We start from the raw sequence: 19161 nt of genomic DNA, 5'->3' as shown, positions 1-19161 counted from the left end.
GTGGAAATAGCAGGATGCAGATTGCATGGTGCGAAGAATACTTTTTTTCTTGCGCCCTTTCCCTCCCGGGGAAAGGTGCCGCTAGGCGGATAGGGGCCGTTTTTTCCGCATAATTAATAAACCCCATAAGGTTTTTGAGGCCTCATGGGGTTTGAATTTCATGGTACGAAGAATCCTTTTTCTTTTGTTCTTTTCCTTTTGGTGGAAAGGTGCCGTTAGCAGATAGGGGTTTATGGTTTCTTGCCAATATTCACCCGGATATTTACTTCAAAATCGCCATCGGTATAACCACTAATTGCGGAAGTGGCTGTGTTGTAATAGGCCATGAAATATAATGATGATTTATAGTTCATGCCGAAACCAACCGTAACATTTTGTGTGTTGTGATACATGGCCATCGCAAATAATTTATCGCCGATAAAATTGGCATTTACGCCAGCATCCCAAAGGTTATCATAATTTTTGATGCCCCTGAAAACACCTTTTGGTTCTAAGCTTACTGCATTAATGCCTGATCCAAAATTAAACTTATAGCTTACTGCTGAATAGAAAGTGGGTTTATCAGCAAAGTTTAAATCATCATTTCGAAATACGGAACGCATGTTTGGAATGGCACCTTCTACAGTTAATGCGTTAGAGGTATAGGAAACGCCAAAATCGCCATCAAGATAATAACCACGATCGTTAAATCGGGCAATGGATGGATCGTTAATATCGCTATTGCGGACACTACTTAAATCTAGTTTATCCTGACTGGCGCCAAAAGATACCCCGAAATTTAACTGCTGGTTGTTGCTGCTTAACGGTAAATGATAAGCGAAGGTTCCAACAGCTTTAGTGCGCTGCATACCGCCGGATTTTTCGTTGTAAACATTTACGCCCCAACCTACTTTATTTACCTGCTGATCTAGCGTTATACTTTGCGTAATGGGTGCACCGGGAATGTTAGACCATTGTTTACGGAAGCTGCCGTTAATATTTAAACCTTCGTTAATACCCGCCATTGATGGATTAACCAGGTATTTGTTTTGGAAATACTGGGCATTTAATGGCAGAATTTGTGCCTTTGTAGTAGTTGAAAATAAAATGCTTGTGGCAAATAGAAACGTTACGCGACTTATTTGCTTTATGTTTTTTGTAATTGCTCTCATGTCTGTAATTAGTCTCTGATGATGTTAATGTATCCTTTAAATGTTTTAATCCCTGTTCCTAAATCGATGATGTAGTAATAGGTTCCTTCGGCAAGTGGACTTCCGTTAACGGTTCCATCCCAATCGTTTGCGTAACCTTGTCTGGTATATAAAATCCGCCCGGCTTTATCGAAAATCCTCAATGTGTTATTCGGATAGTAATCGATGTTTTTAACAATAAACTTATCGTTATAACCATCGCCATTTGGCGTTACCACAGTGCTTGCTTCTAGTTTATAATCATCAACCACTGTAATGGAAATAGTTTGATTACTTGAACATCCGCTGGCATTGGTTACGGTAACCTGATAAGTTCCGCTTTGTTTTGGCCTGATGGTGGCAGATGATGTTAATTGCCCACTGCTGATTTCGGCACCTGTCCAGCTATATTGTGAGCCACCCGTTGCGGTTAAAATAATTGCATCGCCTTTTGAAATAGATAAGCCTTTATCGCTGCTGATGTTAATTACAGGTAGTGGATTTACGGTAATGGTTGCATTTCCGGTTTGTGTTTGTGTTGCGAAAGCATCGGTTACGCTCACCAAATTATAAACAAACGTTCCTGTTGTATTGCTCGGAGCAGTTACCGTTGCGGTTGTAGCATTTGATGTTATCGTTCTGTTGCTTCCACCATTAATATTATACGTAAAGGTATAAGGTGCTGTTCCGGCTGAACCTGTAAAAGTGATTTGTGGTGAGTTGCTAAAATTACAAACAGCAGTGGTACCTGCAATGGTTGCTATTGGTAATGGACGAACGGTTACCGTTGCGGCCCCCGTTTGCGCCTGCCCACAATTTGCATCGGCTACATTTACTAAATTATAAACGAAGTTGCCTACAGCAGTTGTTGGTGCTGTAACGGTTGCCGTATTCCCGGTAGAAGTAACGGTTCTGTTTGTGCCTCCATTAATATTGTAGGTAAAAGTGTATGGGGCTGTTCCGTTTGCACCAGTGAAAGTAACCGTTGGTGCGGTAGCGTTTTGTGGCACAGCCGAAGTACCTGCAATGGTTGCTGTGGCCAGGGTTCTAACCGTTACCGTTGCCGTACTGGTTTGATTTTGCGCAGCATTGGCATCAGAAACCCTCAATAAATTGTAATTGAATGTTCCGGCGGTGTTTGCTGGTGCAGTAAGGGTAGCGGTAGTGTTTGAGCCGGTAGTAGTTAGGGTTTGGCTTGTTCCGCCGTTAATGTTGTAGGTGAAGGTGTAAGGCCCCGTACCGTTTCCACCTGTAAAGGTTACCATTGGTGCCGTACCATTTAAACATAAAGCGGTAGTGCCAGAAATGGTAGCTACCGGAATTGGGTTCACTTTTACTGTTGTTGCAACGTTTTGTGTTTGCGTGCTATAGGCATCTGTTATACTGGTTACGGTATATACAAATGTGCCAACTGTATTGGTGGGTGCACTTAAGTTTACCGCATTGGTATTTGATGTTGCAGTTAGCGTTGAGCCACCATTAATGTTATAGGTAAAGGTAAAAGGTGCTGTACCTGCTGATGCGGTAAAAGTAATTACTGGTGCAGTTGCATTTAAAGGCACTGAAATATTAGCACTGGCAACGGCCACTGGCATAGCATAAATGCGCAGGTTTGCTGGTTTATAGTTAATGGCGTAATTGGTGTTTAATGCCAATGTTCCCTGTATGATGGTATAATCGCCAGCGGTTTCTCCAGGATTTCTGGTTAAGGTACCTGTGAAAATATCAGCCCCTAAGAGTGCAGGCGCAGCTGTATAAGTAAAGGCTGGATCTACAGTAGCTTCTACTTTTGTTTTGGCATCGGCAGTTACTGTAATGGTTTTCGGTGCAATGGTTAAAACTTGTTGTTTCGCCACGGCGGGATTGAAAAATGTATCGCCTGCCTGGTTTGCGGTGATGGTTACGGTACCTGCTTTTACAATATGCACATCGTTATTGCTAATGGTTGCAATGTTGATGTCACTACTGGTGTAGGTGATGTTGATATTGGTATTATCGCTGGTTGCTCCAATAGGAAAATCAGGATCGCCATAGGTAACGGTTTTGGTAGGTACAAGGGTGATGGTTTGATTGCTTTTTACAGTTGCATCATCTCTGCTGTACCAGATTGGGGAAGTGATGATTCTGCTTCCATCTGCTTCTACAAGATCTGCATAATAATAGCCAGTGGCTAAGTTTGCCAATGCATTATCTGTATAGGTTAAACTGGCCGTAGTACTTGTGGTTAATTCTACAGGATTAACACCGCTGCCTGGCGTGCCGTAAAGAATTTTAATGCTTGTTACCGGGCTCGTGGTAATCGAATTTAATTCTATTAGTGGTGCGCCTGCGGTTTTAAAGTCGCTACCAACAGGTTGTTTATTAATGGTGAAAACGATTTTAGCTGCCGAATCTTGCGAAGCGTAAAAACGCATTTTCTTAATCGCATCGAGCAGGTCATTTTCGGTAAGGGCAGGAGCCATCACCACTAACCTGGCCCGGGTATGCCGGCCGAAAGTTAAATTGTGGTTATCATGATCTATACTGGCGCCCAGGTGATAACCTTTGGCCAGCATCCTGTTGTAATAACTCAGATAACTCATAGAACTGGCAGGATCTGAATAGGTGATGTTGGTTGAAAATGCAGGACCACTTTCTAGCGCCGTACCTACAATGGCACTATCTGCACTTAAATCGTAATTAGCCAAAATGTTATTGTAATCGGTTGTGTTGGGGTGAGCCAGGGTGGCTATTGCGTTTAAACCATGTCTGTTGATGATTCTGAATAATCCGGTAGTACCTGTGTAAACACTCTTTGGTACATAAATCTGATTTTCGCCGGGTTCCCAGCCTATTAATGAATCGATTCCGTAAACGATTACGTGTCCGCCGCCACTAATTACGCCCCATTCCATCCCGTGCATGGCTACGAAAGTAGATGTTGTTGCTCTTTTAGCAGCATCTATTCCGGGTTGCCAGCTGGCTAATGACATTCCTGCCTGTGTATGGTTATGCTCTGATATCCCCAGGAAATCTAAATTCATGGAATTTTTTGCAAATGCATAATCATCCTCTGGTTTCTTGGTTAAATCATCTTTATTTCCGTCTGAATAGCTACTGTGGCTATGTAAGTTGCCATAATAGAAATTGAGTTTGTTTACATCTAACACTCCGGTTTTCAGATTGCCTAAAAGGGGTTGCGTAGTGAGGTACAATGGGCCGCCGCTGCAAGCGCTGTTTATTGAATAGATAAAGAAGTAATAGTTGGTATTTTGCGATAAACCATTTCTAATAAACGTGCCGCCGGTTCCTCTTTTTACTACGATACCGCCGCCCAATTGGTCGCCAATATTATAGGTGGTTTGATTAACTGGCGAAGCTGTTAAGGCGTTGCTGGTACTCATCACCACCAGGTGTTCATCCGCGCCATTTGCAGGTGTAAATGCACCCTGAATAAAATTATAGTTGGATGAAGTGATAATGAAGTTTGTTGGCTGAGCTACAGGAGTGGCACATGGTAATAAGGCTTTAGTGGCCTGGCTGGCACTAAGGATGCCTGTTGTAAAGTATTTTGGACCGCCAGTACAGGAAATGTTATTTAGCGGGATAATGAAATAGGTATAGTTGGTTGCATCTGCCAAGCCATTATCGGTAAATACATTCGTTACAATTCTATTTGCCACAATGCCTCCGCCGAAAGGCGTACCTACGTTATAAACTGTTCCATCAGCTGGTAAAGCGGTTAAAGTATTGTTCAGGCTTCTGATAATCAGGTATTCATTGGCATCTGTAGATCTGGTGAAACCTGCAGAAATGCTGTTGGTGGTTACACTGTTAAATGTTAATGCAGTTGCTGGTGTTGATGGTGCAGCACAAACAGGTAAATTTGGCGGGAAATGAACGCCTAAACGGTTTGCATCGTCATCATCAATTGCATTTTGAACCAAAGCCATTGTTGTTCTGGTCCAGTCTTCATCAGTATAAGTAGGGCTGGGTGCCGTTACATTTAAACTTCTTACGTAAGATACATCCTTTGCGTTAACGCCTTGGCCAAAGGCATCAATAATATTATTGTTTGCATCTAGCAAGGCTACACCATCATTTCCATTAAAATTAATTACCGTATTGCTGTTGAGTATGGCGCTGGCAGGGGTTAAATAAGGAATTTCGGTATTGCTATTTCCGGTGTTACCCAACAATACCGAACCGCGGGCAGGAATAGTAAAGTTTAAATTAACAATTTGAGAGGGGGCTCCAGTGATGTTGATTGTTCCGGCATCGCCAGAAATATTGTATAAAGCCAGTTTTAATTGTGGCGAAGCCGTATTAATGGGCGCATTGCTTAAGTTGGTTAATTCAATCCATTTATTTACCGAAGTGCCTTCATAATACTGACTGATGATGATCGGTGCACTCACTAAAGGTGGATTTGCGGTTGTTCCATCTACAGTTGCAACAGTGGTTTGTAAATTACCGGCAACATCCTGAGCCACTGTATAGAATGTATAAGTTGTGCCAGCTGTTAAGCCTGTTACGGTAGCTGAAGCATCTACATTTGCGGTGTTTGCGAATGAACCTGATTTAAAGGCTGCAACTCCGGTTGCATCTAATCCGGCTTTTACCTGGGCGGCTGTTGGAGCAGTTGCACCCGAGGTGAGTAAAACGTAGTAGCTTGTTCCGGCCTCGCTAATGTTATTGACTAAATTGATGGTAGTGAGGGTGGCGTTAGTGGTTTTCGGATAACTGGCTGTGGTAACTGGCGGAGTAACATCTCCGGCTACACCTGTGCCCGTCAAAGCTATATTAATTAAAGTTGCACCTATACTAGATACCGTTACATTGCCAGATGATGCACCTATTACTGTAGGGTTATACCGAACATAAACAGTTGGCGTTAACGAAATTTCTGCAGGTGTAAAAGCGATTGTGTTGGTAAAAGTGCTATTGTCTTTTGATACGGAGAAAGGTAATGATGTACTGATATTGGTGTTTGCAGTAGTATTCGTACCTTTTGCTGTAAAACTCTGTACAGCAGAACTGGTAGCGATAGTTTGGCTCCCGAAGGATAAACTTGCTGTTGATGCGGTTAGCGCAGGAGTTGTAACGCCTCCACCCGAAGTGAAAGATAAATTAAAATTATCTATACCTGTAGAAGGGCGATTCCCTGCGCCTGTGGTGTTAAGAATGGTTACGATTCTGATCCAAACCGTGTTTGCATTGTTATCTAAGGCTGTTCCGAAATCAACATTAACCGTGTTATTGGAAAATGAAGTATTCCCTGTAGTTAATGTTCCGGTAGTGGTTGCTGCAGTAAATGTAGTTGGTGCAGCACCAAAGCCATAATCTACCCTCCAGGTGGCCTGTCTTGGTGATCCGGCATCTAAAGATTGTAAGTTAAAGCTTAGTTTTAAGCCCGTTTTACCAGTAGTGTTGGCCAGTTGAAAAACAAAAGCCCCATTTGGATCTCCTACACCTCCGGTTTGCCTTAAGCCCAAAGCACGATCTGTAGCTGAACTTTGTGCTACTGTGGTTGCTGTGGCCCCGGCTGTTGCTGAAGCGAAATTTTTAAAGGCGCCTGTTGCATTGTTCCATGCAGTAGCGGCTGTTGTAAATGCTGCAGTTGTACCCAACGCAGTGGCTGTTGCACCTGTTCTCACGGAGAAACCAGCTGGAAGCGTGGTGCCGATTCCGTCAAAATTTTCGAGATAGGGCGAAGTGTTGAGTGTTACCTGAGCGAATAATCTGCCCGCAATCAGGAACAAGAGGGATAAAAGTAGAAGTTTTTTCATACAGTTTTATAGGGATGATAATGGTCTCCTTCTTCAGACAAGTTGAGAGACGCGACAATGAAATCTTTATTCAGTATTTTAACTTACATGCGTAAAGCTTACCGATTAATAGCGTTAAGGGTGATTGTTGGATCATTCGAATATCCATAGCAAGATAATCCCACTCAAAGGTTTATCATTTTGCCTGAATAAGTGGGAAATTGAATCGCACAGCGAAACAATTTAGCTGGAAAAGCAGCTTATTGAAGTAGATTTTTTTGCATATGGGATGTTTAGGATGTAAAAATAGGGTTCGGATATTAATTTAATATTGAGGGGATGTTAAATTAGTTGTGTTCGGTAATCAATGATAGTTAGCCATTGATGATTTAAATTTAGTTAATTATCAGAATATTAACTGGGATGTTGGTAAGTTTAGTGGTTAATAAATGATTGAATGGGAGAATTAATGAATTAGAGAATGATTGAATTATAGAGTGATTGAATGAGAGAATGGGTGGATTATAAAGTTATTGAATGTGTAAATGGGCTAGGTGCTTAAAGAAAATCTTCAATATTTCCTTTTCCTTCACGAATTACTTCAAATTCGCCGCTGGTACAATCTATAACGGTTGATGCTTCATTATCTCCGAAGCCGCCATCAATCACTAAATCAACTAAATTTTCATATTTTTCGTGAATCAATTCCGGATCGGTTGAGTATTCAATTACGTCATCGTCATCTTTAATTGAGGTAGATAAGATTGGGTTACCTAATTCTTTTACAATACACCTGGCGATATTATTATCAGGTACACGAATACCCACTGTTTTTTTATTAGAACTTAATAATTTAGGGACATTATTATTAGCATCGAAAATAAAGGTGAAAGGACCTGGTAATGCTTTTTTTAATACCCTGAAAGTGGTGTTATCAATAGGTTTAATATAATCTGAAATGTGCTTTAAATCATGGCAGATGAACGAAAAATTAGCCTTCTCTGGCTTAATGCCGCGAATACGGGCAATTTTTTCGATGGCTTTTGGGTTGGTAATGTCGCAGCCTAATCCATAAATGGTATCAGTAGGATAGATAATTAATCCGCCTTTTTTTAATACTTCTACCACCTGTTGAATGGCTTTTTCGTTAGGGTTCTCTGGATAGATTTTAATAAGCATAGCGTAAAATTAACAATTTAATGGTGTTGGTTGTTTAAATCATTATAAATTCATAAGAATTTCAAATATGTACAAATTGTTGTACAGTTGTTTTATTATTTTTAATTTTGGTTATTATTAAAAAGTTGCAAAATGGAAATTACCAATTATACCTCTTTTAGGCAAAGTTTAAAGTTCTACTTAGATAAAGTTTTTTCGGATCATACACCGTTATTTGTTACCCGGGCAAAGGGTGAAGATGTTGTTGTTCTTTCTAAAGCTGATTATGATAGTATGCAAGAAACTTTTTACTTATTAAAGAGCTCTAAAAATGCACTTAGATTGGAACAAGGTTTAAAAGATTATGAAAAGGGTTTAGCGAAAGAGCAAGATCTGATTGATCATGACTAAACTATTTCTTGAAGTGGCGTGGGAGGATTATCTCTATTGGCAAACGGTTGATAAATCGATTGTAAAAAAAATCAATACCTTATTGAAAGAAATTGAGCGTACGCCCTTTGAAGGGACAGGGAAACCCGAGCCATTAAAACACCAATATTCAGGCTGGTGGTCTCGAAGAATAAATTTAGAACACAGATTGGTTTACAAGGTAGAAAATTCAGCGATCATTATTCTGCAATGTAGGTATCATACATAAATAACAACAAAACATGAGAAAAGCATTCGTGGCAATTGCCGCATTTTTAATCGCCCTAACCATCATGCTGGGCTTATACCATCCTTTTTTATGGTGGACATTCCTTTTTACAGGACCATTTGTAATCCTCGGGGTTTATGATCTTTATCAACCTAAACACAGTATAGTACGGAACTATCCGGTATTCGGTCGTTTAAGGTATTTTATGGAAGAATTAAGACCAAAGGTTTACCAGTACTTTGTAGAAAGTGATACCAATGGTACGCCATATAGCAGACTAAATCGTTCCTTAATTTATCAAAGAGCCAAAACGGATAACGATACCATTCCGTTTGGAACACAGTTAAATGTATACGAAAATGGTTATGAATGGTTGAGTCATAGCATCGCGGCGATTTCTCATCACGAATTAAATTTAGATCCCCGTGTAATTATTGGCGGTCCGGGTTGTACGAAACCATATTCTGCCAGTATTTATAATATCTCTGCTATGAGTTTTGGATCGTTGAGTCAGAATGCTATTCTGTCTTTAAACGGTGGTGCGAAAATGGGCAACTTTGCACATAACACCGGTGAAGGTGGAATTAGCGACTATCACCGTAAACCAGGTGGCGATTTAATCTGGCAAATTGGAACGGGTTATTTTGGTTGTCGTAATGATGATGGAACTTTTAACTACGATGCTTACGGTGAGCGTGCCCATGCAGATCAGGTAAAAATGATTGAAATTAAGCTGTCTCAAGGTGCTAAGCCTGGCCATGGCGGGATGTTGCCAGCTAAAAAGGTTACCGCAGAAGTTGCGCGAATCCGCTTGGTGCCGGAAGGGAAAGATGTATTGTCTCCGCCAGCACACTCTGCATTTAATACGCCAATTGGTTTGTTGGAGTTTGTGAAGAAGCTGCGGGATTTATCTGGCGGAAAACCTGTAGGTTTTAAGTTGTGTATTGGTAGAAAAAGTGAATTTTATGCCATTTGCAAAGCGATGATTGAAACGGGTATTTATCCTGATTTTATTACTGTAGATGGGGGAGAAGGTGGAACGGGTGCAGCACCGCAGGAGTTTTCTAACTCTGTGGGCATGCCACTGCGTGAAGGTGTTGCCTTTGTGTATGATGTATTGAATGGTTTTGATTTAAAGAAACACATTAAAATAATTGCTTCGGGTAAGGTGGCTACTGGTTTCGATTTGGTGAAAAATATTGCTTTAGGAGCTGATTTATGTAATGCGGCCCGCGGGATGATGTTTGCCTTAGGTTGTATCCAGGCGCTGGAATGTAATAGCAATACCTGCCCAACGGGGGTTGCTACTCAAGATCAAAGTTTAATGAAGGGTTTAGTGGTGGAGGATAAAACGGTTCGGGTGAAAAATTTCCATAACCTTACTGTTGCAAGTGCTGTGGAACTATTGGGGGCTGCGGGTTTACGTGAGCCACATCAACTAAGCAGGGCTTATATTAACCGGAGGGTAAGCTCTAGCGTAATGCAATCTTACCTGGAGAGTTTCCCCTATATCCCTGCCGGAAGTTTATTGCAAACACCATATCCAACCCGTTTTGAACTGGGGATGGCTTTGAGTACGGCGACAACCTTTGCGCCAACAGATTATAAGGTTTCTGCTGTTGATTATCAGCATGCTAATCCATATAGCGATACCATGCATGATGATGGGATTTAAGATCTTTCTTATATGAGAAAGCCCTGTAAGTTGCAAGATTTACAGGGCTTTTTTATTTGTACCCTCGAAATGGCGAGTGTGTTCGTTTAGCGCCAAAATCTGGTTGTAGCGTCTCGCTACGACTAAACGTATATAGCGATCGCATTAAGATTGCTTCGTCCCTCCAATGACGACAGGGTTAGGGTAGCGCCATATTTTTAAACGCCGAGCAATGACCGTAAATCAACTTACGAAGTTTAGTTGACCTGTGCGACTGAAAACTTCGTCAGTTTAAAACCGTAGTTTCATAACCAGCAATAAGGTTGCCACGAAACGGAGAAAAACCGTTTCTCGCAATGACGACCGACTTAGTTTAGCGCGAAAACCTGATTGTAGCATCTCGCTACGACTAAACGCATATAGCGATCTCATTAAGGTTGCTTTGTTCCTTGCAATGACGAGCGTGTTAGTTTAGCGAGTTAATTTCTCTTCTCCATGAACGTCCTTGCGAGAATATTCTACGATCCTTCATCGGTAATATTCGTGGCAATCTCCTATTTGATTAAATTCATAGATTTTACTGTTTTTAATAAAAAAAAGCATGTCTAAGGGTGGCTACGTCTATATTTTAACTAATCAGTATGATGCAATTTTATATACTGGCGTAACTTCTGAATTAAGAAATAGAACTTGGCAACATAAAAATAATTATTACCCAGATAGTTTTACTTCAAAATATAAATGTTATAAATTAGTTTTTTACATTTTTTTTGAAAGTATTGGTGAAGCAATTACCGAAGAAAAAAGAATAAAGGCAGGGAAGAGACAAAACAAAATTGACTTGATTAATAAGTTAAATCCGCAATGGAAAGATTTATATGATTTGATTGAGGAATAGCAACTGCTTTTAGCAGCAATGAGGTTGCCACGAAACGGAGAAAAGCCGTTTCTCGCAATGACGACCATGTTAGTTTAGCGCCAAAACCTGATTGTAGTGTCAAAATCTGATTGTAGCGTTTCGCTACGACTAAACGCATATAGCGATCGCATTAAGGTTGCTTCGTTCCTTGCAATGACAGCAGGATTAGGGTAGCGCCATATTTTTAAACGCCGAGCAATGACCGTAAATCAACTTACGAAGTTTAGTTGGCTTGTGCGACGGAAAACTTCGTCAGTTTAAAACCGGAGTTTCTCTCCCTCTAGCGTCCTTGCGAGAATATTCTACGATCCTTCATCGGTAATATTCGTGGCAATCTCCTATTTGATTAATGCCAGGATATAACATATTATTGTTGGCTACCAATAACAAAATAAGGGGTCAGGTTCTTGAAAAACCTGACCCCTTTAGTTTAGCAATTTGTTTTACTTAAACCTTAAACCTTAAACCTTAAACCCTTCTTAAAACTCTGCGTTTTTAGGGAATCTCGGGAAGGCAATTACATCACGGATGTTTGTCATTCCGGTTACGAACAATACTAAACGTTCGAAACCTAAACCGAAACCTGCATGTGGTGCTGTTCCGAAACGGCGGGTATCTAAATACCACCAAAGTTCATCCTGAGGAATGTTTAATTCTTCCATTCGTTTAGTTAAACGATCCAGGCGTTCTTCACGTTGAGAACCACCGATCATTTCGCCGATCCCAGGAAACAAAATATCCATTGCGGCAACAGTTTGTCTGCCTTCGGCATCTGGTTCATTTTGGCGCATGTAGAACGATTTAATATCTGCCGGATAATCTGTTAAAATTACAGGCTTTTTGAAGTGCTTTTCTACCAGGAAACGCTCGTGTTCACTTTGTAAATCTGCTCCCCACTCATCAATCAGATATTTGAATTGTTTTTTCTGGTTTGGCTTGGATGATTTTAAAATTTTGATGGCTTCCGTATAAGTTAAGCGTTCAAAATCATTGGCTAAGCAGAAATCTAATTTTTCTAATAAAGAGAACTCGCTGCGCTCATTCTGAGGTTTCTGTTTATCTTCTTCCGCTAAGCGTGTATTTAAGAATTCCAATTCATCTTTGCAGTTGTCTAAAGCATATTTAATTACATACTTCATCATGTCTTCTGCCAGCTGCATGTTATCCTCTAAATCAGCAAAGGCAAATTCAGGTTCAACCATCCAAAATTCGGCCAGGTGACGGGTAGTATTAGAGTTTTCAGCCCTGAATGTCGGACCAAAAGTGTAAATCTTTCCAAAAGCCATTGCTGCCAGCTCACCTTCTAATTGTCCGGAAACGGTTAAGTTGGTTGCGCGTGCGAAGAAATCTTGTGAAAAATCTACTTTTCCATCTTCAGTACGCGGTGTATTGTCAAAATCTAAAGTAGTTACTTTAAACATTTCACCCGCACCTTCTGCATCACTTGCTGTAATAACCGGCGTATGCATGTATACGAAACCGCGCTCATTATAGAACTGGTGGATGGCAAAAGCCAATGCATGGCGAACCTTGAAAACCGCATTGAAAGTATTGGTGCGGAAACGCAGGTGTGCAATTTCACGTAAGAATTCTAAACTGTGTTTCTTAGGTTGTAAAGGGAATTTTTCGGGATCGCTATCACCTAAAATTTCCACAGTTGTTGCCTTAATTTCTACCGTTTGGCCTTTTCCTAACGATTCTACTAAACTTCCGGTTGCAGAAATGGCAGCGCCGGTAGTGATTCTTTTTAACAGCTCATCTGGTAAATTATTAAAATCGATCACTACCTGGATATTGCTCATGCAACTTCCATCATTTAAAGCGATAAACTGATTATTGCGGAATGTTCTTACCCATCCCATAACCGTTACTTCTGTGCCAAATGCAGTCGATTTTAATAAATCTTTAATTTGCTGTCTCTTAATCATATTGTTATTTGTAAAAGGCGCAAATTTAGGAAAAAAAAGTATATCAGCTGTCAGTTTTCAATTTGTAGTTTGCAGTTTTGAAATGATCACTGAAAACCGCGAAGTGAATTAACAAATTGTAATCTGATGAATATTTGGAAATAGTCTGTGATTTTCTGCGCTGAATTGAAAATTAGACGAATCATCACCGGATGAATACTGGCAAACAGACTATATATACCTAATTAGTTTCCTTTAGAACTGAGAACTCTGAGCTAAACGATTAGTCATCGGATGAATAATGGCAAACAGGCTATATTCACGATTAGTCATCGGATGAATACTAGCAAACAGGCTATATTCATCCGATGACTTAGAACGCGAACTGAAAACTACCTACTGCTGCTGTTGTTGTTGCATCGCTTCCATATATTGCTGATAACTATTCTGCTTTCTAACATTCGCTGTCGAGATACCTGAAGGTTTCGTATAGTTAACCTCTTTGGGCTGGAAATAATTTTCATTATCGTTAAAGTCCTCATCATTATAGCCCACAGAAACATTTACTTCCATCAGGTGTTCAAAACCACCTTTATAAACGCCCTTAACAGGAGAGCAATCAGCAAAATTTCTGCCTATGGCTAAACGCACATGCTTTTCATTAGCGATACAGTTATTGGTTGGATCAAGGCCCAGCCAGCCATATTCAGGTAAATAAGCTTCGGCCCAGGCATGTGTTGCGCCTTCGCCACGCATGCCATCTTGATTGGGGCAGATGTACCCGCTTACGTATCTGGCCGGAATCCCCGTTAAGCGTAACATTGCTGTGAGTACATGTGCAAAATCCTGACAAACACCAGCCTTTAGCTTTAATATTTCATCAATGGTGGTATCAACTGCAGTTATTCCTTTAATATATTCGTAATTGCTGAATACGTGTGCACAATATTTTATAGCTGTTTGATAGGGTGTATCCTCAATGGTTTTTATTGCCTGTGCAGTTTCTTTTAATTGCATCATGCCTTCGAAAGACTCCTGCCTTAGGAAATCAATATAGAGTACTTCATATTTTATCGCATCTAAACTATTCCATTGCTCGCGGCTAAACATATCATCCTGTGGAAGTGGTTTTGGAAAAGTTTCTACACTTACTTTAGAGAATATTTTTAACTGTGTATGCGGTTCATTTTGGGTAAATGTGCCCACCTCGTTTCCATAATAATCTATAAAAATTTCAATATCAGGACTTCCGGAGATATTTAAATCATGTTTTACCACTTTCTGGAAATCATCTTTTATCGGGAATAAAATAATCTGGTTCGCGCTATCCCTGATCGGAGATTCATATTTATAATTGGTAATGTGTTTTATTTTAAAGATTGGCATCGTATTGCTGATTAAGTAGGGTGTTTATCAATTTTAACGCATTATGAATTTGCAAAATAATATTCATTAAGCAGGTTACCGATACCAAAAAGTTCGGTTTTAATTTCTGTTAAATAATGATGAAGCTGATCTTCTTCCATGGTATTTACCGAACTATAGGTAATCATGCTTTTCAATCTTCCAATTTTAAAAGAAAGATTATTATAGTCTTCAATATTGCTCTCACTTTTTAACCGACTAAAATAACGTTCGATATTATTCATGGAATAAAGAGCAGATCTGGGGAAATCGTTATTTAGCATCACCAATTCGATGATGTTTTTGGCATCAAAACCTTGTCTGTAAGTTTTAAGGTATAATTCATAGCCACCTAAAGAAAGCAACAGGTGTTTCCAGTAAGCGATATCGGTAAGCAAATCCGGATTGGTACTGATGGAACTGAATTTGATATCCAGGATATCTATCGATTGAATACTCCGTTCTAAATGCTTGCCAATTTTCATAAAGCTTCTGCTTTCACCACGCTCCATGGCGCTATCTGCCGTGCCGTGATAGAGCATCACTTGTTTAATTAAAATATCTAAAGCGGTAATGGGATCATCTTCCTGCACGTACCACAATAATTTTTCATCTTTAACAGTGTGATAATACTCATTCAGGCATTGCCACAAATCTTTCGGAATATGTTCCTGTACACTTCGGGCATTTTCCCTGGCCAGGGTTACGATATTTAAAATCGAATTGGGGTTATCTTTATTTAACAGCAAATATTCAATTACCGCCCTGCTATCATGCTGAATGTTTAAGAGTTCATTTTCGTCATCGGAAGAAAAAATTCTGATCACTGGTTTCCAGGTAAATTCCTGAATGGTATCTTGCGATGAGGCATAATTTATTTTTAACATGCGAAGCATACCATCACTACGTTCTACATATCTGCTTAGCCAATACAGGCTTGATGCTACTCTACTTAACATATGGTTATTTTAGGAAGTTAAAACCCAGGTATCTTTACTGCCTCCGCCTTGCGAACTGTTTACTACAAGTGATCCCTCTTTCAAGGCTACGCGGGTTAATCCGCCAGGAACAATTGAAATGCCATCCGGCCCGTTTAAGGCAAAAGGCCTGAGGTCGATTCTTCGCGGTGCCAGTTTTCCGTTAATAAAGCATGGGGCAGAAGAAAGGCTAATGGTGGGCTGTGCAATAAAGTTTCTTGGATCTTTTAAAATTTCTATTTTATATTCTTCAATCTCCTGTTCTGATGCCGCATGTCCCATCAACATGCCGTAGCCGCCGCTACCATTGGTTTTTTTTACCACCATGGTATTGATGTTTGCAAAAACATAATCGAGTTCATCGCGATTGCTTAATTGATAAGTTGGAACATTTTTTAAGATCGGCTCTTCGTTCAGGTAATACTTAATCATATCTGGAACGTAGGTGTAAACCGCTTTATCATCAGCAACACCATTTCCTACGGCATTTACAATGGCCACATTTCCTTTTCGGTAGGCGCCCATTAAACCGGCAACCCCTAAAACACTATTGGGGTTGAATACCAACGGATCAATATAGTCATCATCAACACGGCGATAAATTACATCAACTTGTTGCAAACCAGTAGTGGTTTTCATAAAAACTTTATGATTTTGAACAACCAAATCCCGTCCCTCAACCAATTCAACACCCATTAGACGGGCTAAAGTGGTATGTTCATAATAAGCCGAATTGTACATTCCGGGACTAAGGAGTACAATTGTTGGATTAGAAACGGCTCTAGGCGATAGTGCCATTAAATTTTTATATAATATGGCAGGATATTCTGTTACACTTCTTACGCCGCATTGCGGGATTAAATCAGGGAATAACCTTTTAGTAATTTCCCGATTCTCGAGCATATAACTTACGCCGGATGGTGTTCGGAGATTATCTTCCAGTACATAGAAGGTGCCGTCATGATCACGAATCAGGTCTATGCCAGCGATATGAATGTAAATATCGTGCAGTACGTTTACGTGATGCATCTCCCGTAAAAAATGAGGACAAGAGTAAATTACGTTAATGGGTACAATTTGATCTTTCAGAATAAACTGATTGCTGTACACATCTTTTAAAAAGAGATTTAATGCCTTAAGTCGTTGTGTGATTCCTTTTTCTATAAATGCCCATTCGCTGGAGGTGATAATGCGTGGAATGATATCGAAAGGGAAAATTTTTTCGATACCCTCACCACTATCGTAAACGGTAAAGGTAATTCCCTGGCTCATAAAGAGTTTTTTTGCCAACTCTTCCTTTTTGTTTAAGTTTTCAAGAGACTCTTTTGAGAAATTTTTAATAAAGTTTTGATAGTGATTTCTATAGTTTTCACTATTAAGAAACATTTCATCATAAGTATTTGGGTGATTTAAGTAATTTTTTATAAAATTTTCTATCATTTGACTTAAATATTTCCTTAAAGTATGATTTTGTATTCAAAAAAATGATTTTAATTGTAAAAAATTATTAATACATGTTTTTTTTGCTGCTATATTTAATTTTATAATGATGTAATTAATCATTTTTTGGGTTTTTTATAAAATATTATATCTTTTTTATAAAAATTGCTTGCTTAAATGGAAATTTTTAGTACTTTTGTGATGCTCGTTAATTATTATTATATATTTGGTTTAAAAAAAGCGCTGGCAACGGCGCTTTTTTTACAAAATTCAAGAGACTTATTCATAATCAACATAAACTAAACAACCTAAACTAAAAGAAGCTTCCCTGGTACAACCTTGGAAGCTTTCTTTTTTTATAGTCTTTTAAGATTGTCTCACCAGTCAAGCTAAATTTGATCTTGCCAATTGTGAATTTATAGGCGTGAGTTTTTCTGTTGGAGACACGGTTAGGTACCAACCTTTAGATGAGGCAGGTTAGATTTCTTCACCTTTAGGCGTTATTTGGGTTAAATAAAGCTTGAGGAAGCTCTTCTTGGTTCCGCCTTTTGAGGATAAGTTTGAAGGATTCAGAAATCATTCTGCACAAAAAAAGCTATCTTAATTTTCATCAAGATAGCTTTCAATATATGTTTTGTTAGTTATTAACTAGTCTTCAGAATAGGTGATGTCATTAACGTGTTTGTCAATTTCCCATCTTCCAGTTCCTTCTTCGCCAATTACTTCGAACAATTCTAATGCACGGCGAGCTTTGTATTCTTCTTCACGTTGTTCTTTCAAGAACCAGTTTAAGAATTCCATGGTAACGAAATCCTGTTCTTTCAAACATCTGGATGCTAAATTTTTAAAGCTTTGCGTAATAGCAATTTCTGCTTCTAATGCATCTTCGAATACTTCTCTGAAACCTGCAAAATCTGATTTAATACCTGTTACCTCTGGAGAAATCGCATTTCCACCCATATCTAACACGTATTTGAACAATTTTAACTGATGGGCTCTTTCTTCTTCAGATTGCTTAGTGAAATAATCTGCTGAGAAGTCATAACCATTTTGGTTACACCAAGATGCCATTGATAAATATAGTGATGAAGAGTGTGCCTCTTTTTTAATCTGCTGATTTAAAAGTGTTTCAATATCCTGAGATATTAAACATTTAATACGCATTAAATCTTTCATAATTTTTGTGCTTTAATAACAATACAAATGTAACACAGAATTGTTCATAATTGTAAATTATTTGCTATATGAAATTAGTCTAAATTGCTGACGGGTAGGTATTTATAATGAGTTTAAATAAAGGCGGGTTGGTGTTTGGAGTTGAGCGCTTGGAATTGAACGTTTGGCGTTTGGTGTCTGGGATTGAAAGTCAGGAGTTTGAGGTTTGGGATGATGACTTATACAAGAACAAAGGGGACACGGTATGGTGGTTAAAGATTAAAAATCAGAACAGCATTTATCAATTAAATCACTAAGGAAGTTTGGCGTTGAAAGTTGGGCTTATGATTAATAAAAGAAAGGAGGGAATGCAGCTGCAAGATGATGGTAGAGATTGAAAAAAGTAAAACGCTAACCCTTTAAATACCTAACCCTCTAATCATTAATTAATAAACCAGTCTGTATAAGCAATCACTGATCAAATGATTTAAGTTTAACATGGTAAACGTTCCTTCAAATAAATCTTTCAGTGCAATGATTTCTAAGGCACTCAATAAGTAGATATGTTCGCAACCATTAAAGGTTACCAATTCAAAATCGGCTTTTTGAGTATTCAACAGCAATGCTTCAATATCGATTTCCTCAATTACTTTTCTTAGCTTCTGAAGTGATAAGCAATTGTAGCGGGCAAACTTACCGCCAAAATCTACATAAAAGCAATTTAATCTATCGGATTGATAAACAGCGCCTTCATTGTTTGAGAACACGTTAATTAATTCATTAATATCGATACAAGCTTTTTCCATCTCATGCGAAATTGATCATTATTTAGATTAAATACAAATAAAAATGTAAATTAATTTTGATGAAAGTCATGATCAATAAAATCTAAATCAGTTAAAAACTTTGATTTCAGTCATTAACTCAGGATTTGTTATTCCTTATAATATTATTTAGAATGATTATAAATTAT

The 19161-nt window shown here is 39.0% G+C and carries 14 protein-coding genes; 5 read left to right on the top strand and 9 right to left on the bottom strand.

Features of this window, described 5'->3' with window-relative positions:
* Positions 1–230 precede the first annotated feature (230 nt).
* The 3 genes from ACN1CD_RS17415 to ACN1CD_RS17405 all read right to left on the bottom strand — a co-directional run bounded on the left by ACN1CD_RS17415 (position 231) and on the right by ACN1CD_RS17405 (position 8095).
* Positions 231–1151: a type IX secretion system membrane protein PorP/SprF gene (locus tag ACN1CD_RS17415; protein WP_419131673.1), complete on the bottom strand. Its 921-nt coding sequence runs from the start codon at positions 1149–1151 to the stop codon at positions 231–233.
* An 8-nt stretch (positions 1152–1159) separates the two neighbouring features.
* Positions 1160–6937 (bottom strand): gliding motility-associated C-terminal domain-containing protein, encoded by a 5778-nt coding sequence (locus ACN1CD_RS17410; protein ID WP_419131672.1) that lies wholly within the window; start codon positions 6935–6937, stop codon positions 1160–1162.
* A 537-nt stretch (positions 6938–7474) separates the two neighbouring features.
* Positions 7475–8095 carry an L-threonylcarbamoyladenylate synthase gene (locus tag ACN1CD_RS17405; protein ID WP_419131671.1) on the bottom strand — a complete coding sequence of 207 codons (621 nt, stop codon included), beginning with the start codon at positions 8093–8095 and terminating at the stop codon, positions 7475–7477.
* Positions 8096–8227: 132 nt separating this feature from the next.
* Between ACN1CD_RS17405 and ACN1CD_RS17400 the strand changes: the two genes are divergently transcribed.
* The 4 genes from ACN1CD_RS17400 to ACN1CD_RS17385 all read left to right on the top strand — a co-directional run bounded on the left by ACN1CD_RS17400 (position 8228) and on the right by ACN1CD_RS17385 (position 11284).
* Entirely contained in the window at positions 8228–8485 is a 258-nt protein-coding gene (locus ACN1CD_RS17400; RefSeq protein WP_419131670.1) for a type II toxin-antitoxin system Phd/YefM family antitoxin, read from the top strand.
* Positions 8478–8732, top strand: a complete 255-nt coding sequence (locus ACN1CD_RS17395; RefSeq protein WP_419131669.1) for a Txe/YoeB family addiction module toxin — start codon at positions 8478–8480, stop codon at positions 8730–8732. Before ACN1CD_RS17400 ends, ACN1CD_RS17395 begins: the two co-directional genes overlap by 8 nt.
* Positions 8733–8745: 13 nt before the next feature.
* A complete protein-coding gene (locus ACN1CD_RS17390; RefSeq protein ID WP_419131668.1) occupies positions 8746–10407 on the top strand; it encodes an FMN-binding glutamate synthase family protein in 1662 nt (553 codons plus the stop codon).
* Positions 10408–10987: 580 nt separating this feature from the next.
* Complete coding sequence (locus ACN1CD_RS17385) at positions 10988–11284, top strand: GIY-YIG nuclease family protein (protein WP_419131667.1); 297 nt, start codon at positions 10988–10990, stop codon at positions 11282–11284.
* 500 nt (positions 11285–11784) lie between these two features.
* Here the strand turns inward: ACN1CD_RS17385 and asnS are convergent, their stop codons facing one another.
* From asnS to ACN1CD_RS17360, 5 genes are all read right to left on the bottom strand, one after another.
* A complete protein-coding gene (gene asnS, locus ACN1CD_RS17380) occupies positions 11785–13233 on the bottom strand; it encodes an asparagine--tRNA ligase (RefSeq protein ID WP_419131666.1) in 1449 nt (482 codons plus the stop codon).
* Positions 13234–13608: 375 nt separating this feature from the next.
* Positions 13609–14598, bottom strand: coding sequence for a transglutaminase family protein (locus ACN1CD_RS17375; RefSeq protein WP_419131665.1), 990 nt, complete (start codon positions 14596–14598; stop codon positions 13609–13611).
* A 41-nt stretch (positions 14599–14639) separates the two neighbouring features.
* Positions 14640–15575, bottom strand: coding sequence for an alpha-E domain-containing protein (locus ACN1CD_RS17370; protein WP_320466003.1), 936 nt, complete (start codon positions 15573–15575; stop codon positions 14640–14642).
* A 9-nt stretch (positions 15576–15584) separates the two neighbouring features.
* Positions 15585–17033, bottom strand: a complete 1449-nt coding sequence (locus tag ACN1CD_RS17365; RefSeq protein WP_419131664.1) for a circularly permuted type 2 ATP-grasp protein — start codon at positions 17031–17033, stop codon at positions 15585–15587.
* 648 nt (positions 17034–17681) lie between these two features.
* Entirely contained in the window at positions 17682–18209 is a 528-nt protein-coding gene (locus ACN1CD_RS17360) for a ferritin (RefSeq protein ID WP_419131663.1), read from the bottom strand.
* A gap of 107 nt (positions 18210–18316) precedes the next feature.
* On the opposite strand from ACN1CD_RS17360, the gene ACN1CD_RS17355 reads away from it, so the two are divergent.
* Positions 18317–18505, top strand: a complete 189-nt coding sequence (locus ACN1CD_RS17355; protein ID WP_419131662.1) for a hypothetical protein — start codon at positions 18317–18319, stop codon at positions 18503–18505.
* 129 nt (positions 18506–18634) lie between these two features.
* Here the strand turns inward: ACN1CD_RS17355 and ACN1CD_RS17350 are convergent, their stop codons facing one another.
* Complete coding sequence (locus ACN1CD_RS17350) at positions 18635–18994, bottom strand: hypothetical protein (RefSeq protein ID WP_419131661.1); 360 nt, start codon at positions 18992–18994, stop codon at positions 18635–18637.
* Positions 18995–19161 lie beyond the last annotated feature (167 nt).

Origin of the sequence: Pedobacter sp. N23S346 (assembly GCF_048515415.1) — a bacterium.
In the GTDB taxonomy this organism is placed as follows: domain Bacteria; phylum Bacteroidota; class Bacteroidia; order Sphingobacteriales; family Sphingobacteriaceae; genus Pedobacter.
Note: the sequence above shows the minus strand (reverse complement) of the source record. Positions and strands in the feature narration are given on the sequence as shown.

Coding starts and splice junctions, on each gene's coding strand:
- ACN1CD_RS17360 (WP_419131663.1), bottom strand. CDS start 18,209: ATGAAAGATTTAATGCGTATTAAATGTTTAATATCTCAGGATATTGAA.
- ACN1CD_RS17400 (WP_419131670.1), top strand. CDS start 8,228: ATGGAAATTACCAATTATACCTCTTTTAGGCAAAGTTTAAAGTTCTAC.
- ACN1CD_RS17370 (WP_320466003.1), bottom strand. CDS start 15,575: ATGTTAAGTAGAGTAGCATCAAGCCTGTATTGGCTAAGCAGATATGTA.
- ACN1CD_RS17405 (WP_419131671.1), bottom strand. CDS start 8,095: ATGCTTATTAAAATCTATCCAGAGAACCCTAACGAAAAAGCCATTCAA.
- ACN1CD_RS17410 (WP_419131672.1), bottom strand. CDS start 6,937: ATGAAAAAACTTCTACTTTTATCCCTCTTGTTCCTGATTGCGGGCAGA.
- ACN1CD_RS17385 (WP_419131667.1), top strand. CDS start 10,988: ATGTCTAAGGGTGGCTACGTCTATATTTTAACTAATCAGTATGATGCA.
- ACN1CD_RS17375 (WP_419131665.1), bottom strand. CDS start 14,598: ATGCCAATCTTTAAAATAAAACACATTACCAATTATAAATATGAATCT.
- asnS (WP_419131666.1), bottom strand. CDS start 13,233: ATGATTAAGAGACAGCAAATTAAAGATTTATTAAAATCGACTGCATTT.
- ACN1CD_RS17415 (WP_419131673.1), bottom strand. CDS start 1,151: ATGAGAGCAATTACAAAAAACATAAAGCAAATAAGTCGCGTAACGTTT.
- ACN1CD_RS17355 (WP_419131662.1), top strand. CDS start 18,317: ATGAGTTTAAATAAAGGCGGGTTGGTGTTTGGAGTTGAGCGCTTGGAA.
- ACN1CD_RS17390 (WP_419131668.1), top strand. CDS start 8,746: ATGAGAAAAGCATTCGTGGCAATTGCCGCATTTTTAATCGCCCTAACC.
- ACN1CD_RS17395 (WP_419131669.1), top strand. CDS start 8,478: ATGACTAAACTATTTCTTGAAGTGGCGTGGGAGGATTATCTCTATTGG.
- ACN1CD_RS17365 (WP_419131664.1), bottom strand. CDS start 17,033: ATGATAGAAAATTTTATAAAAAATTACTTAAATCACCCAAATACTTAT.
- ACN1CD_RS17350 (WP_419131661.1), bottom strand. CDS start 18,994: ATGGAAAAAGCTTGTATCGATATTAATGAATTAATTAACGTGTTCTCA.